This is a genomic window from Alkalihalophilus pseudofirmus, from assembly GCF_029094545.1.
GTDB lineage: Bacteria > Bacillota > Bacilli > Bacillales > Bacillaceae_D > Alkalihalophilus > Alkalihalophilus pseudofirmus.
Genome location: NZ_CP117835.1, coordinates 3,430,007 through 3,445,846, shown reverse-complemented (window position 1 = coordinate 3,445,846; position 15,840 = coordinate 3,430,007). Strand labels below are relative to the sequence as shown.

The 15,840-nt window shown below is 41.5% G+C and carries 15 protein-coding genes; 11 read left to right on the top strand and 4 right to left on the bottom strand.

The annotated features are described in order from the left end of the window. Nucleotides 1–106: 106 nt before the first annotated feature. Nucleotides 107–1,324 carry an NAD(P)/FAD-dependent oxidoreductase gene (locus tag PQ478_RS18205; RefSeq protein ID WP_075683825.1) on the top strand — a complete coding sequence of 406 codons (1,218 nt, stop codon included), beginning with the start codon at nucleotides 107–109 and terminating at the stop codon, nucleotides 1,322–1,324. Nucleotides 1,325–1,541: 217 nt separating this feature from the next. After that, entirely contained in the window at nucleotides 1,542–1,679 is a 138-nt protein-coding gene (locus tag PQ478_RS18200) for a YuiA family protein (protein ID WP_012960298.1), read from the top strand. A 43-nt stretch (nucleotides 1,680–1,722) separates the two neighbouring features. Here the strand turns inward: PQ478_RS18200 and PQ478_RS18195 are convergent, their stop codons facing one another. After that, on the bottom strand, nucleotides 1,723–2,454 hold the full coding sequence (locus PQ478_RS18195; protein ID WP_022628997.1) for a DUF421 domain-containing protein: 732 nt from the start codon (nucleotides 2,452–2,454) through the stop codon (nucleotides 1,723–1,725). 161 nt (nucleotides 2,455–2,615) lie between these two features. Here PQ478_RS18195 and PQ478_RS18190 point away from each other — a divergent pair, with 161 nt between their 5' ends. The 4 genes from PQ478_RS18190 (at nucleotide 2,616) to spsC (ending at nucleotide 6,545) form a co-directional block, all read left to right on the top strand. Then, nucleotides 2,616–2,933, top strand: a complete 318-nt coding sequence (locus tag PQ478_RS18190) for a YuiB family protein (protein WP_012960296.1) — start codon at nucleotides 2,616–2,618, stop codon at nucleotides 2,931–2,933. Nucleotides 2,934–3,090: 157 nt separating this feature from the next. After that, on the top strand, nucleotides 3,091–4,083 hold the full coding sequence (locus PQ478_RS18185; RefSeq protein WP_289235080.1) for a BMP family lipoprotein: 993 nt from the start codon (nucleotides 3,091–3,093) through the stop codon (nucleotides 4,081–4,083). Further along, nucleotides 4,080–5,750: a methyl-accepting chemotaxis protein gene (locus tag PQ478_RS18180; RefSeq protein WP_289235079.1), complete on the top strand. Its 1,671-nt coding sequence runs from the start codon at nucleotides 4,080–4,082 to the stop codon at nucleotides 5,748–5,750. Before PQ478_RS18185 ends, PQ478_RS18180 begins: the two co-directional genes overlap by 4 nt. 93 nt (nucleotides 5,751–5,843) lie before the next feature. Then, nucleotides 5,844–6,545, top strand: coding sequence for a stationary phase survival protein SpsC (gene spsC, locus PQ478_RS18175; RefSeq protein WP_289235078.1), 702 nt, complete (start codon nucleotides 5,844–5,846; stop codon nucleotides 6,543–6,545). Nucleotides 6,546–6,789: 244 nt separating this feature from the next. Here the strand turns inward: spsC and PQ478_RS18170 are convergent, their stop codons facing one another. Further along, entirely contained in the window at nucleotides 6,790–7,602 is an 813-nt protein-coding gene (locus PQ478_RS18170; RefSeq protein WP_289235077.1) for a cobalamin-binding protein, read from the bottom strand. 502 nt (nucleotides 7,603–8,104) lie between these two features. Continuing rightward, on the bottom strand, nucleotides 8,105–8,581 hold the full coding sequence (locus tag PQ478_RS18165) for a divergent PAP2 family protein (protein ID WP_022628992.1): 477 nt from the start codon (nucleotides 8,579–8,581) through the stop codon (nucleotides 8,105–8,107). Nucleotides 8,582–8,862: 281 nt separating this feature from the next. On the opposite strand from PQ478_RS18165, the gene PQ478_RS18160 reads away from it, so the two are divergent. From PQ478_RS18160 to dctP, 4 genes are all read left to right on the top strand, one after another. Beyond that, a complete protein-coding gene (locus tag PQ478_RS18160) occupies nucleotides 8,863–10,362 on the top strand; it encodes a leucyl aminopeptidase (protein ID WP_022628991.1) in 1,500 nt (499 codons plus the stop codon). Nucleotides 10,363–10,710: 348 nt separating this feature from the next. Continuing rightward, the gene (locus tag PQ478_RS18155; RefSeq protein ID WP_012960288.1) at nucleotides 10,711–11,226 is read left to right on the top strand and encodes a TRAP transporter small permease; all 516 of its coding nucleotides are present in this window, start codon (nucleotides 10,711–10,713) and stop codon (nucleotides 11,224–11,226) included. Between the two features lie 31 nt (nucleotides 11,227–11,257). Then, a complete protein-coding gene (locus tag PQ478_RS18150; RefSeq protein ID WP_022628990.1) occupies nucleotides 11,258–12,535 on the top strand; it encodes a TRAP transporter large permease in 1,278 nt (425 codons plus the stop codon). Nucleotides 12,536–12,597: 62 nt separating this feature from the next. Beyond that, nucleotides 12,598–13,671: a TRAP transporter substrate-binding protein DctP gene (gene dctP / locus PQ478_RS18145; RefSeq protein ID WP_289235076.1), complete on the top strand. Its 1,074-nt coding sequence runs from the start codon at nucleotides 12,598–12,600 to the stop codon at nucleotides 13,669–13,671. Between the two features lie 304 nt (nucleotides 13,672–13,975). Here the strand turns inward: dctP and PQ478_RS18140 are convergent, their stop codons facing one another. Beyond that, complete coding sequence (locus tag PQ478_RS18140) at nucleotides 13,976–14,467, bottom strand: hypothetical protein (protein WP_289235075.1); 492 nt, start codon at nucleotides 14,465–14,467, stop codon at nucleotides 13,976–13,978. A 152-nt stretch (nucleotides 14,468–14,619) separates the two neighbouring features. Here PQ478_RS18140 and chrA point away from each other — a divergent pair, with 152 nt between their 5' ends. Next, a complete protein-coding gene (gene chrA / locus PQ478_RS18135; protein WP_289235074.1) occupies nucleotides 14,620–15,813 on the top strand; it encodes a chromate efflux transporter in 1,194 nt (397 codons plus the stop codon). The last annotated feature ends 27 nt before the right edge of the window (nucleotides 15,814–15,840 follow it).

Sequence of the window (15,840 nt, the reverse complement as noted above, 5' to 3'; positions counted from 1 at the left end):
TTGCGACATTCATCTTACTTATTATTCGTTCGTTATAATTTAGTTCGTGAAATTAATCACAATGTCATCGTTTATTGTATAATAAAGGCAAGTAAAAAATAAGAAAATGGAAGTGATTAGTTTGAAAAAGCCAAGTATCGTCCTTTTGGGTGCTGGTTACGGCGGAATGATTACAGCGACTCGTTTGTCAAAGCAGCTAGGACACAACGAAGCCAATATTACATTGGTGAACAAGCACGATTATCATTACCAAACAACATGGCTGCATGAGCCAGCTGCTGGTACACTTTCTCCTGAACGTACTCGTATGGAGATCAAAAGTGTTCTAGATCTTAACAAGATCAAGTTTGTAAAAGACTCTGTTGTTGAAATCAAAACAGACGCTAAAAAAGTGATCCTTGAAAATGGGGAACTTGACTATGACTATCTTGTAGTTGGACTCGGTTCTGAAGCAGAAACATTCGGCGTGCCAGGTGTACACGAGCATGCATTCAGCAAATGGACTGTAAATGGCGCACGTGAAGTAAAAGAGCATATTGAATATCAATTTGCTAGATACAACAACATGACAGAGAAGCGTGATGAACTTTTAACATTCATCGTTGCTGGTGCTGGATTCACAGGAATCGAGTTCATTGGCGAGCTTTCAGAGCGTGTTCCAGAGCTTTGCAAACATTATGACATTCCTCGTGAAAAAGTGAAAATGTACGTGATTGAAGCAGCTCCAACAGCGCTTCCAGGATTCGACCCTGAGCTTGTTGAGTATGCAATGAACCTTCTTGAAGCTCGTGGAGTAGAGTTCAAAATCAACTGCCCAATCAAAGAAGTAACAGAGACTGGCGTTACGCTTGCTAGTGGAGATGAAATCAAAGCTGAGACCGTTGTTTGGGCAACAGGCGTACGTGGAAGCTCTGTGATCGAGAAGTCTGGATTCGAAGCAATGCGCGGACGTATTAAAGTAGAGCCAGATCTTCGTGCTCCTGGTCATGATGATGTATTTATCATTGGTGACTGTGCTCTTCTAATTAACGAAGAGATTAACCGTCCTTACCCTCCAACAGCTCAAATCGCTATGCAAATGGCTGAAACATGTGCAGAGAACATTAAGCTGTTAATGAAAGGCGGATCTTCACTTAAGACATTCAAGCCAGACATTAAAGGTACAGTAGCATCTCTAGGCGGCAAGGAAGCAATCGGAGTTGTTGGTACTCGTAAATTATTTGGTGCTCAAGCTAATTTCATGAAAAAGATGATTGATAACCGCTACCTATTCTTATTAGGCGGACCTGGACTTGTATTGAAAAAAGGGAAAAACCCATTGTAAGAACCAAATTTATTGAACGCAAGTGTGCACTCCAAGTGCGCACTTGTTTTTTTATTTTTGAAAAAGAGAGTAATTTTACTTAAGCGTAAGCATTCTAGAGAGAATATTTTTTGTTTGCACTTACATGAGCGTGGAAGTTCTTAAATAGAAGTTTTAATTATATAAATATTCTGATAATATAATTAAACAATCTATAAAGATAAAAGGGGTGTAGAGAATGAAGCGCTCATTAAAGTATACAGAGAACGGAACATGTCCATATTGCAACGGTGTAGGTTATTTTCAGTTATTACTAGGCGGCAGTGAAACATGCGAGCATTGCGGAGGCCATGGTAAGAGTCATAAAAAGCAATAATACGTAAAGAAGCAGGCTGTTCCTTTGAACAGTCTGCTTCTTTTTAATGATAAAGCGGAGGTGCTTCTTTTAATAGAGATAGCTGATTTTGCCGCAAAGACACATGGAATGTATGATCTTTATTAAGAGAAGCAAAGAATACATCCTCTATTCTAGGGACTCCGAGCTCTTCTAATTGTTGATACACCCATTCCTCACTCACTTCTAAGTGAGTAATGACATCTTTATACAAATAGCCATCAATAATGACAGGAAGAGCAAGCTCTGAGTGAGATGCAGCCACATTAGCATCTGCACGAGTCAAAGGCTTTTTATCGGCTTTTTTATGCACGGTTAAGGTACCGTTTGCCTCAATAATTGCAAGCTCTACCTCGCTTACATCAAATACATCATTTTCCCGCAGCATCATTAGCACATTATCAATGGAATATCGGATCTGCTTTAGATTTTCGATTAAGAAGATGCCATTATAAATGACTACCGCTGGCTCAAAGGTGAGCATCTTTCCAAACGTTCGATTAGATATTTTAAGAGTAGCAACAATGATTTGAAAAATTCCAATGAAAACGACAGCAGCAGCGGTATGCAGATGGTCAATATCAGGGTCAGCAAGGTCTGCACCAACTACAGCACCAAGTGTGATAATGATGAGGAAATCAAATACGGGCAGCTCTGCAATCGAACGCCTGCCCATCTTTAAGGTGATAAATAATAACAACGGAATAATCGTGATAATACGAATGATAAGAATGAACAGTTCTTTGGTTAGTTCCACTTTTACACATCCTTTGTAGTTGACTCTCTTTAAAAGTATGTGTACTTCTTTAAGGGATTATTTGAATAGTTGTGCGGATATTGCCACAAAAGATAAGGGATGGATAGTTGACGCACCTGCCATGTATTCAGTAAACTATCTATGATACGGGGGTGCAAGTTGTGAGCTTACCACAATTATTAATATCAATGGTGCTGTTCCTCATCTTATTTTTTGGGATCGGCTTCTTGTTAAATATGGTCTTACGTTCAACCTGGATTATGGCTGTTGCTTATCCGGTTATCGTTATTTTAATTATTGATAATGTCGGTTTCTTTGATTACTTTACATCACCAGCTGCTTCATTTGCCGATCTTGGTCAAACATTTGTCGCATTAAAGCTGGTAGATATTTTAATTTTAGTGAGTGGATTTGCCGGAGCTATTATTGCAGGTGTTGTGATAAAAATGCTTCGTGTACGTGGCTATCAAATGTTCTAAAGTAAAGTCTTCCTTTGAAAAAAGGAGGGCTTTTTTTAATGTATTTATATCTGAAAATTGACTATATTTTAAATGACTTCAATTTAAGAGGATTTTAACCGTTATATAAAGAGGAGTAGGTCATTTAACCTAGATTTTTTAAGAGTGGGGGCTTTATATGTTTTTTAAAAAGATAGTAATCACAGCTTTTGCTATAGCAGGGCTTCTTCTTGTTGGCTGCCAAAATAAAGCGGTGCAACAAGAGGTCGAAACAGAGATGAGAGTTGGAATAATGTTGTCAGACGTCGGACTGGGAGATCAGTCATTTAGTGATGCTGCCTTTAACGGTTTGATTAGAGCGCGGGAAGAGCTTGGCATCATGTTTGATTACCGAGAATTAGAGGCTAGTGGGTCGTATGAGCAAGGCCTCACAGAATTAGTAAATGAGGACTTTGATCTTATTATTGGCCTTGGTTTTATGGTGAAGGGTGCACTTGAAGAGACAGCTGATAAACACCCAGACCAGCAATTTCTCTTAATTGATGACATGTCAGACAAAGAAAATATAGCATCCGTTTCCTTTAAAGAACATGAAGGAAGCTTTCTTGCAGGCGCAGCGGCAGCAATGGCTTCTGAAAGCGGGGTGATTGGCTTTGTCGGCGGAGCGGATGTCCCTCTTATTAATAAATTTGCTGCGGGGTACGAACAAGGTGCACGTTATGTGCAAGAAGATATTGAGGTGTTGATTGAGTTTGCAAATGACTTCGGGGCACCTGAGATTGGAACCATACTTGCAAGTCGCATGATTGATCAAGACGCAGATGTATTATATGCTGCTGCAGGTTTAACTGGGGTCGGTGTCCTTCAAACCGCCCAAGATAGAGGGGTATTAAGTATCGGAGTAGATAGTGATCAATACGTGATAGCTGAGGATTCAGTCATGACATCGATGATGAAATTCATAGATCAAGCAGTCTATCAATCGGTTGTTGCTTATGCTGATCAACATCTTGATGAGGAGGTTATTTTCGGTTTAGCGGAAGCAGGTGTTGGCTTAGCCCCGTTTAGAATCGTAAATGAGGAAGCCTACATAAGTAAAATCGAAGAAATCAACGAAGCAATCATTAATGGTGAGGTAGTTATTTCAGAAATGAGGGAGGGAGCACAATGAAACTAAAACATAAGCTTCTAGTACCTGTCGTTTCTATTTTAGGGCTTTCTGTTTTGTTGATTGCCTACATTGTTCTCGGCATGATCAATCTTCAATCAACAAATCGTGATTATGCCCATGTATTAATTGATGTGCAACGCTTAGATGCATCAGTCGTGACAGGCCAGCAGAGTTTAAATTACTATGCATACAGCCAAACAGAGCAAAATAGACAAGCAGCAGTCCTTCATTTACAGACAATGAATGAAAGGTTTGACTCATTAGAGACAGCTTTAAAAGGAGATCCAAGTGAGCAAGTCTTTAACTCGGCTAGAGGAAAGTTTGATGAGTTATCACAGGCAGCAGCAGAAGCATTAGAAACAGGTAATGCGACTGAAGTGATGAGGCAGTCTGTTCGTACCCTTGGGGTGTTGAATGATTTGCATCGATTAAATGTGCAAACGACTAATCAATATAATCAGCTGATGGGCGACTCTGAAGCAGCTATGCAGAGATTAATTTGGACGACAATGATCAGTGCAGTATTATTGTTTGCCTTATCTCTTGTAATCAGCTTTTGGACGAGAAGGTCGATTACGATTCCGCTGCAAAAGATCTCTATTCAAGCTGAACAAGTCGCATCAGGTGATTTGACGGTCGAACCTGAACGAGTAGAAACCAATGATGAGATCGGACGCTTAACTACATCTTTCTCTCAAATGGTAGAACAATTAAAGGAGCTTTTGCACTCCATACGTCTCACAAGCAATGAAGTATTATCCTACAGCGGGAAAGTCAATCAAGATACCACGCAGTTAGTAGAAACGAGTCAGCAGGTTATGATCTCAACGGAGGAGCTTGCCAGCGGAGCGTCTAAAGTATCTGAGAACCTTCAAGACACGGTCGTTTTTGTTGAGGAAATGGACGCAGCATTTGATAAAAATGTGGAAGCAATTGAAGCAGCTAGTGAGTTTGGAGAGCAAGTAGCGGCTGCTGTGCTAGATGGAGAAAAAGCGATACAAGCACAAGAGAGCATCTCAGCTGAAAACAAAAAGGCGACAAATCAGATGGTCGCATCAGTCGGTTCGTTAACAGATCATATTCATTCCATTGAAGAAATGGCCGAGCTAGTATCAGGCATATCAGATCAAACAAATTTACTCGCCTTAAATGCAGCCATTGAAGCAGCTAGAGCTGGTGAAGCAGGTAAGGGATTTGCGGTAGTAGCTGATGAGGTTAGAAAGCTAGCAGAACAGTCCAGAGAAGCAACAAAAAAGATTTTTACGATGACCAATGCCCTAACCAAGCAGATGAGTGCGGCGCATGAAGCAGTGAAAAATGGTGAAAATCTGCAAGCGGAGCAGTCTAGTGTCTTACAATCCACAACCGCCGTCTTTCAAGATATTGAGAAAGGGGCTAGCGCTATGTCAGCCCAATTACATTCACTCGTTCACACAACCAATGAAACGAAACAAAAAGCAAGTAAGGTTCTTGAAATTGTAGAAGAGATTAGTGCTGTTACCGAGGAGACCGCTGCAGGAAGCGAGGAAATCTCTGCTTCAACAAATGAACAGCTCCGCTCAACCGAAGAAATTACAAACACAGCAGAATACCTTACAGATGTAAGTGAGAAGCTTAACGCTAAGCTTCAGCATTTTAAAATGGAAGACTTAAAAACGAAAGACTAAGCAGGGAATTTACTACACTACTCTTACAATTTACGGCTAGATGAATAGAATGCCTCTCTTTGGGACAAGATGACTCAAAGAGAGGAGGAGATTATGAATACGTGGAAACAAGCTGGCCGCAGGCTGGTCATGACAACGTTATTTTTAGCAGCATTTTTTACAACCTTTCAAACATTTTCAGGAGTAGGGGCACAGGAGCTTGGCCGGTGGGTAGGCGAACAAGCTGCTCATACAAATGATGAACTTAAACGAACGGCAGTTCAGCATATGGAAAAGGCGACAGCTTTCTTTAAGCGAGCCATTCCAACGATGCAGATTGAGGAAAAGTCGATGTCTACTGAGTTAGAGGCTGCACCTGTGACACTTGAAGAGGCTGTTGACTGGACACGTTATCCTAGCGTAAGAGTCGTGGCGACAGGATATACAGCAGGGTATGAATCAACGGGAAAAAATCCCGGACACCCTAGTTATGGTATTACATATTCAGGGGTGCAGGTTCATAGGGACCTCTATTCAACGATTGCCGCAGATCCAAGCGTTTTCCCAATCGGATCAATCCTCTACATTCCAGGTTATGGATACGGTGTGGTAGCTGATACTGGATCAGCAATCAAGGGGCATACCATTGATCTATATTATGACTCCGTTGATGAGGTATTTAATAAGTGGGGCAAGCGCGAATTGGATGTGTATGTAATTGAGCGAGGAGACGGAAAGTTAACTCATGAGGAATTAATGGCTTTAAATGAAGATGAGACTGTACAAGTATTTAGAAATGAAAAGTCTTATGAATAAGTAATTACTGACGAAGCCTAAAATGGTTATTGTATTTTTTCATAAGAGTTATGGCGTTAGTTAAAGAGCTTATTGCGCTGATGTTTACGGATATTGTGCCGTTTGCCAGCTTTATTGCGTTTATCTGGTGTTATTGCGTCGTTTCAACCGCTATATGCGTCTATGCTAATTACAATAGTGTCGATTCAAAACAATATTGCGCCTATGAAAAAACAGGAGCTGACCCGAGGTCAGCTCCTGTTTTTTATGCTTGTTGAAGCAGAGGGTCAACACCGTCATCCGCTGGAAAATGTTCGGGGTGAAGGATTGCCGCAAGCTTTTTAAGTCCAAGTAAAAGCCTTGGAGAGGGTCTGCAGTAGAGGGGCTCAGGCAGAACATGGACCCGATTTTCAGCTACTGCTGGTAGCTCTGGCCAGTCAGGTCGTTTCAATAGCAGTTCCGGCTTCACCTTGTTTGTTTGAACACCTACCCATGCAAGACAGATATGGTCTGGATTTCGATTGTATACGTCTTCCCAATCGGTCTGGATGCTTGCTTCCTCTTTATCCATAAATGCATTTTCTCCCCCGCTTAATGAACTGATCTCAGTCAGCCAATTTGTTCTTCCTGGAGTAAAAACAGGTTTTGGCCACCATTCCCAATAGAGCGTTTGTTTTTCTACTTGTAATGCAATGCTTTTGTAATCGGAAATCATCGATTGATAGAGGGAGACAACATGGTCTGCATGTTCTTCACGTCCAGTGCGTTTGCCAAGGTCGATAAGGTCGGAAGCGATATCATCAAGAGACTGTGGATTATAGACAACATGCGGAATGTCTCGTTGCACAAGCTCTTTAATATTTTTCTCCATTCCCGGAACACTAAGGGAAGCGAGGACAAGGTCAGGCTGCAAAGCTTCAAGCTTATCCATATCGATGGATAAATCAGGGCCAAGGCGAGGGAGAGTTGTTATGGACTGTGGCCAATCAGAGTAATCGTCCACTCCAACCAACTGATCTTCTAACCCTAAGTATGCAGCAAGCTCTGTGTTACTAGGACAAATAGATACAATTCTCATAAATGAACCTCCTATTGCACAAGAAAAATAGTTAAAGGTATAAAAAAGAGGCTCGGACAAATCGAGCGTGTTGATTGAGAAGTCACATGCTAACAAAATGGTGCAGGGTGTATCTGCCCCGCTTCTGAAATATACTTCGCTTTCCGTGGGGAGCTAGTGAGCTTCCTCGGGCTCTCGCCCTGTGGGATCTCACTCCTGCTCTAGCACCCACAGGAGTCTACGTATATTTCATCCGCTAAGCCATTGCTTTTTGTATAAATGACGTGGAATGATTTTGTTGAGGATCAGCTCAACTTCCTATTCGCTCTGTTGATTGGAGCGGAAGGTACTTGACTCCTGCGGGATGTTGCGTGGCCAAGGGAGACCCCCGGACCGCCCGCGGAAAGCAAGTATCTGCAGCGGAAATTAACAACCATTGTTAGGAGAGACTAGTTCAACATTTATACGCTTCTCAGCTAAACACTATATGTCCAAACCTCTTACTGTTTAATTTTTATCTAACTTAATGGATCAAGGCATGCAGGATTAACGTTAGAATAATCCCGAGCAGGCCTCCAAAGAATACTTCAATGGGCTGATGACCTAATAATTCTTTTAATTCTTTACGCTTTTCGATTTCTTCTTTTTTAGGCCAAGACTTCACTTCTGAAACTAATTTATTAAAGTCCGTTACCAACTGGTTCAAAACGGTTGCGTGATAACCAGCATGTCTTCTCACCCCTGTTGCATCAAACATAACAATAATCCCAAAGATTGCTGCAACGGCAAAGATTGTTGAGTCCATCCCGTGTTCAATCGCTACGGCCGTAGAAATAGCCGTAACTGCAGCCGAGTGAGAACTTGGCATACCCCCTGTACTTGTAAACAATGTCCAATCAAGCTTTCTCGTAGGGAGGAAAGCAAGAGGGATTTTAACGAATTGAGCAAAGAAGATGGCAAATAAAGCTGCCCAAAGCGGAAAATTATGAAAAATCTCCATGTACACGTTCTTCCTTTCTATTGAGTCGAATAAGTCAATGAGTCGAATAAGTAGAATCTATGATAGTACGAATTCACATGTAAGATAAGCAATTTGCTGCTTATTTGATCATGAGAATCTACGTAGCTGTCTAGTCAAATTGATTTCCATTATATCATACAATACCCATTTCGTTCTGTTCTGAACATAGAAAGTTATGCTTCGAATATCGAAATATTTTGAAGATCGTGTATACTTAAGGTGGACATTATCAAAATGAAAAGCTGAAAGGGGTTTTAAAGATGTTTAATATACAGCAATCTTACGATCAAGCGGCAAAGCATGATGCCCTTATTATCGGGTTATTTGAAAAGAAACAATCAACGAATACGGCTCAAGAAGTGGACGAACTTTTAGATGGTCAAATAACAACATTAAAGAAAAATAAGAAGATCTCAACAAAGCGAGGTAAAGTTACACCACTTTATACATTGCAAAAGCTTGAGTGTGATGTTATTTATATCGTTGGACTTGGCAAAGAAGAAGAATTGGACGCTGAAGGTCTGCGTGAAGTATTTGCTGCTGCAGGGAAGAAAGCGGGAAGTGACCGCTTAAAGAACATTGCTATTGATCTTGATAGTTTTCGCTCAGAGGCTGCCGAGCTGGAGGATTTGGCAGTGTTAGCAGGAGAATCATTAGCATTAAGTACATACCAAGTAGCGGATTATAAAGAAAAAACAAATGAAGTGGATGTGTCTATTGAAGAAGTAACATTCTATGCGGCTTCAGGAACAGAAGGGTTAGTGGAAGCAGCTGATTGCGGCTTTGCTTACGGAAAAGGGACAAACCGTGCGCGTAAACTTATTAACATTCCAGGTAACCTGCTTACCCCAACTGAACTTGCTAAGGAAGCAAAGGAGTTAGCGGACCAGCATGGTTTTGAGTACGATGTGCTTGAGAAAGAAGACATGGAGAAACTTGGCATGGGCGCGCTTCTTGCGGTAGCAAAAGGAAGCGATGAACCGCCTAAAATGATCGTCTTAAAATATCAAGCGAAAGATACATGGGATGATGTGTTAGGCTTTGTTGGAAAAGGCTTAACGTTTGATTCAGGTGGTATTTCAATTAAGCCTCGTGAAAATATGCATCAAATGAAAATGGATATGGGAGGAGCTGCAGCTGTTTTAGGCGCGATGGACATTATCGGTGAAATGAAGCCGGATGTAAATGTGCTAGCTGTCATTCCTTCTTCTGAGAATATGTTAAACGGTTCTGCACTGAAGCCAGGCGATGTTATCCGGGCAATGGATGGCAAAACGATCGAGGTTCGTAATACCGATGCAGAAGGACGCTTAATTCTAGCAGATGGAGTAGCTTATGCTAAGCAATTAGGAGCCACGAATTTAGTAGATGTAGCGACTCTTACAGGGGCGGTATTGATTGCACTAGGAGATTGTACGACGGGGGCAGTTACTAATAATGAGAGCTTTATGGAAGAAGTGTTAGAAGCATCTGTTGAAACAGGTGAGTGGATCTGGCGTCTGCCAAGCTACAAGCCGTATCGCGATATGCTGAAAACAAGTGATGTAGCTGATTTGAATAACGCACCGGGTCGCTTAGCCGGCAGCATTACAGCAGGTTTGTTTATCGGTGAATTTGCGGGAGACACTCCTTGGGTTCACCTTGATATTGCAGGTACTGCTTGGAATTCAAAGCCAAATAACCTTTGCCCGCTCGGAGGCACCGGAGTGATGGCTAGAACGTTAGCACAGCTTGCTATGAATCGTGAAGAAATTGAATAAGATCGTTTTGGAGCACCTGCATGATGGGTGCTCTTTTTTTATGCAGGGATAAGAACTTTAAGAAAAGATATGAGATGTATGTATTTTTATGGGACTAAATTCCTGTGTGAAGTTCTGAAATTCTGAATATTTGAGCGATGTGGCTAGTATATAGACAGATCATACCGGTGACCTTTCGAGAGACTGTCTCATCCTATGACATCCGGAAATATACGTAGATATCACGTTTGTGGTGGAAACTTCTTTCCAGTATGATTTTTAGTAAGTGATTCTTTTTTATTCTTTTTCATTTTTTCACACGCTGATTTAACTTGTTTAAATACTTATTTAGAAAGGGGGAAATTGTGCTTGAACGTCATTCGAAAGCTTGATTACGGGTTGATGAAGCTAGAAGAATATATTCTTAGTTATTCCATTATCATTATTGCCGTTATGGTTGTAGGAAATGTTTTAAGCCGTTCAATCTTCGGGAGCAGCTGGTCCTTTGCCAATGAAGTAAGTCAAATGGCTGTAATTATCGCAACGTTTATCGGCATCAGCTACGCTGCTAGAAAAGGCCGCCATATCAGCATGTCAGCATTTTTTGATCTAGCTCCGTATCCTATTAGAAAAGGACTCGCGATTTTCATTCCTGCCGTTACAGCAGTTATTCTTTTTATCTTAGCCTATTATTCATACGGGTATTTCTTATCTGTTCACGGAACTGGGCGTGTGACGACATCCATGCAAATGCCTGTATATATGATGGCAATCTTTTTACCAATCGGCTTTACATTAGGAGGCATCCAGTTTTTACGTAATATGTGGATTAATATAAAAGAAAAAGATGTGTACTTAGCACAAGATAAAAAAGATTACTCGTAATCAAAAACAAAATAGATTGTGAGGAACGTACATGGTAGCAACAATGTTAACAGTTATGATCGTTTTGCTTGCACTTGGGTTTCCGATGATGATCCCAATGCTTGCAGCTTCTGTTGTTGTCATCCTCTTTTTCATGCCGAATGTTGATCCGATTTTTCTGGTACAACAAATGATGGAGGGTATTTCCTCTTATGTGCTATTAGCGGTTCCGTTGTTTATCTTTGCAGCAGACATTATGTCTACAGGAAAAACATCGAAACGGCTATTAGATTTTGTTGGTTCCTTTGTCGGACATGTTCGAGGAGGGTATGCCATAACAACGGCAGCCGCTTGTACACTTTTTGGATCGATTTCAGGTTCTACTCAAGCAACAGTTGTAGCAATCGGTAAACCAATGAGAAAGCGGCTATTATCAGTAGGTTACAAAGATTCCAGTGCCATCGCTTTAATTATTAATGCAAGTGATGTGGCGTTATTGATTCCGCCTAGTATTGGGATGATTATATACGCACTAGCAGCACCGAATGTATCTGTTGGCGACTTATTTATCGCAGGTATAGGTCCGGGTGTCTTAATCTTCTTAATGTTCGCTATTTACAGCTACATACATGCGAAAATATTCAATATTCCACTCGGAGAAAAAATGAGCTGGAGAGACCGCGGGAAAACGACAGTGCGTGCATTGTTTCCGCTCGGGTTCCCGGTCATCATTGTCGGGGGTATTTATTTCGGTTATTTCAGTCCAACGGAGGCAGCAGGGATTTCAGTTTTATATGCATTGATTTTAGAAGTGCTTATATTCCGTTCGATCAAAGTGTTTGATATTCCAAAAATTGCTTTATCCACTGGACTCGTAACAGCAGCAGTCTTTATCTTAGTAGCAGCAGGTCAGGCTTTTTCTTGGTTGATTTCATACGCGAGAATTCCAAGACTATTAACAGAGACAGTTATTCCAGCTGACCCTACTGCACTTCAAGTGTTATTAATTGTGGCGATCTTCTTCTTTATCGGCTGTATGTTTGTCGATCCAATCGTCGTCATTTTAATTTTAACTCCGATCTTCTATCCGGTTGCCGTTCAAGCCGGTGTCGATCCTGTTCATCTTGGAGTAGTGATTACGTTCCAAGCGGCGCTAGGTTCAGCGACCCCGCCATTTGGAGTGGATATCTTTACGGCGAGTGCCGTCTTTAATAAGTCGTATTTAGATGTTATCAGAGGGACTCCGCCATATATTATTATGCTTTTGATCGCATCCGTGCTGATTATACTATTTGAGGATATATCACTCTTCCTTCTTAGGTTTATGTGATGATCCTTTCAAAATAGAATTTGTTTCAATAGGTTTAATAGATTAAAAACAGGGGGTATTCGATGTTTTTTAAAAAGAGAAAAGTACTAACAGGCGCTATGGCAGCAGCACTTGCAGTAGGTCTTGCAGCATGTGGAAGTGACGATGCTGCAACAGAAGGCGACAACGGAGCAAGCGGCGGTGAAACGTATGACTGGCGCTTTGTCGTAGAGGAAACAGAAGGACAGGTACAATATGAGTACGCACAAGAATTTGCTGAGCGTTTAAATGAAAAGACAGATGGCCAAGTAAATATTGATGTATATGACTTCGGTTCATTAGGTAGTGAAGTTGACCAAGTTGAAGGCGTCCAGCAAGGAATGTTTGAAATGGGAATCATTTCTCCAGGTTTTACTGGCGGCTTAGTAGCTGAAGGACAGGTCTTCTCATTGCAATTCTTATTCCCGGATGACCAAGAAGTTACACAAGAAATTTTAAATACTAGTGAAGCGTTAAACACACATTTAGTCGAATTATATGAAGCGCAAAACCTTAAGCCGCTTGCATTTATGTCAGAAGGGGCAATGCAGTGGACAGGGAACCGTGAATTACGTACACCAGAAGACTTTAACGGCTTCAAAATGCGTACACAAAGTTCACCTTTAATGCTTGAAACATACGGAGCATACGGCGCAGACCCATCTCCGCTTAGCTGGTCAGAGCTTTATGTGTCGCTTGATCGCGGAGTAGTGGACGGACAGGAAAATCCAATTTTCTTTATCGAGGATGCATCCTTCCATGAGGTTCAAGATCATATGACAATCTCAAACCATAACACGTATGTAGCAATGGTGACGATTAACCCTGGTATCTACAATGATCTGCCTGAAGATATCCGCACAGCATTAGATGAGACGGTAGAAGAAATGCGTGACCGTGGTTTTGAAATTCAAGACCAGTTAAACGAAGAGCTGCTTGATTCGATTGTAAATGATACGGATAACCCAACAGAAGTGATTGAGCTGACTGAAGAAGAGCGTGCAGAGTTCCGTGAGCTGCAGCTGCCAATTCGTGACTTCTTCCGCGATGAAATCATTGGTGATGAAGGCCGCGAAATGTTCGACCTTCTATTAGAAGAAATTGCTGAGCATGAATAATAACAAATAGGAAGGATTGGCCTGGTATGTGCTGAGGATGCGACTCTGATTGGTTCGACTCTGGTTGAACAGTAATTGTATCTTTTCCGACCGTTTATGGGTCAGAGACAAATTCAATTGCGTGCAATCATCGCCTTATTGCGTTCATATCCGCCTCCATTGCGCCAATCACAAGTAATTGCGCCGCTTTAGACGGGATATGCGTCAATATAAGCCAGTATGACCTCAACATATAACATTATTGCGTCCTTTCCTATACGAACAAAGCTGTCCTGCAATACGCGGGACAGCTTTTGTAATGTTGTTAGCTGGTGGGGGTGCTCATGAATCCGATAATCATTAAACAAACTGTAATAAGTCCTGTTGCGATGGTTGAGAAGACAATCAGCTTTTTCATCACAGGTATGTCATAGAAGTTTCTCGTCAATTCATCAATCACAAAAAAGCCAAACGCTGCGAAGATGGCAATATAACCTAAATTTGCATCCCATAACCCAAATAAAGCAACGAGCGCGATATGAATAGCAAGGGAAATGCCTCCTCGCACAATGGAATTCGTGTATTTACGGCTAATAAACTCGGCAAGCACGGATACAGGCAGCAGATAAAAGAGAATTCCCGTTACAGCGAATAAAGAAACAAAAAACCAGGCTTCATAAAACGTTTGAAACATGTCCCAAGAGCTGATGTAGGTAGACCCAAAGAGAATAACAAAGAAGCTAGTAAGAATAGCGACTAGAACTTTACGTAGAATCATGAGTGTTTTCCTTCCTTTATGAAACAATAATAGTTTCATCGTACCATCCTCCGTATAGACAGACAATGAAAGAAGCAAGGAGTAAAAAAATCGACATTGTTAAGTCTATGTAAAGGTTTCTTGGTGAAATTGAGAACTGGCCTGTGTAATGATACATTAAAGGAAGGATAAATCAACTAGAGGAGACAAAGATGGCACAAAAAAAAGAAATAGGCTTTAAAACACTCATTGAACTTTTAATTATTTCTACAAGACTGGGTCTTACATCATTTGGCGGTCCTGTTGCGCACTTAGGATATTTTCATCAAGAATATGTGCGAAAGCGTAAGTGGATGGACGAGTCAAGCTATGCAGACCTTGTAGCACTGGCGCAGTTTTTACCGGGCCCCGCCAGCAGTCAGGTCGGCATAGGGATCGGTGTGATGCGAGCAGGAGTGATAGGAGGAATCGTTTCATTTATCGGGTTTACGCTGCCTTCTGTTATTGCTTTAATCGTGTTTGCCCTGCTTGTTCAGACGTTTGATGCCGGGGGTGCTGGATGGATTCACGGGCTGAAAATTGTTGCTGTCGTTGTTGTTGCCCACGCAATTCTCGGTATGGCTAAAAATTTAACACCCGATGTGAAACGAAAAACGATTGCTTTAGCAGCCTTGATGGGTACGCTTTTGTGGCAAACAGCGTTTACACAAGTGGGGGTCATCCTGCTAGCAGCTATGGCCGGGTACATGTTGTATAAAAACCATGATAACGTAGACCAGGTGAAAATGAACTTTCCGATCAGCAAGCGTTTTGCCTCGGTTTGTTTAATAATATTTTTTGGACTGTTAATTCTTCTTCCTATAGTAAGAGAGATGACAGCATACAACTGGGTAGCCATGTTTGATAGCTTTTATCGTGCAGGCTCCCTTGTTTTCGGCGGCGGTCATGTTGTCTTGCCGCTGTTAGAGCGTGAATTTGTTCCAACTGGCTGGGTAAGTGAAGAAGCCTTTCTTGCAGGATACGGGGCAGCACAAGCTGTACCAGGACCTTTATTCACGTTTGCTGCTTATCTTGGAGCTGTGATAAACGGCTGGCAGGGAGGACTGCTTGCGACTGCGGCTATTTTCTTGCCTGCTTTTCTATTAATATTAGGAGCTCTCCCTTTTTGGGATGCACTGCGTCGTCAGGATAAAGTAAGAGGAGCATTGATGGGCGTGAATGCGGCTGTAGTTGGGATTTTGATCTCAGCATTTTATCACCCGATTTTTACAACTTCTATTTTATCAGCTATTGATTTTGCATTCGCTGCATTATTATTTACGATGCTTGTCTATTACAAATGGGCCCCATGGGTCATCGTTTTAACGGGTGCAGTAGGCGGGATGACCCTATCTTTTATTTTTTAACCACTAGAAGCTGTCTCATAATGGAGA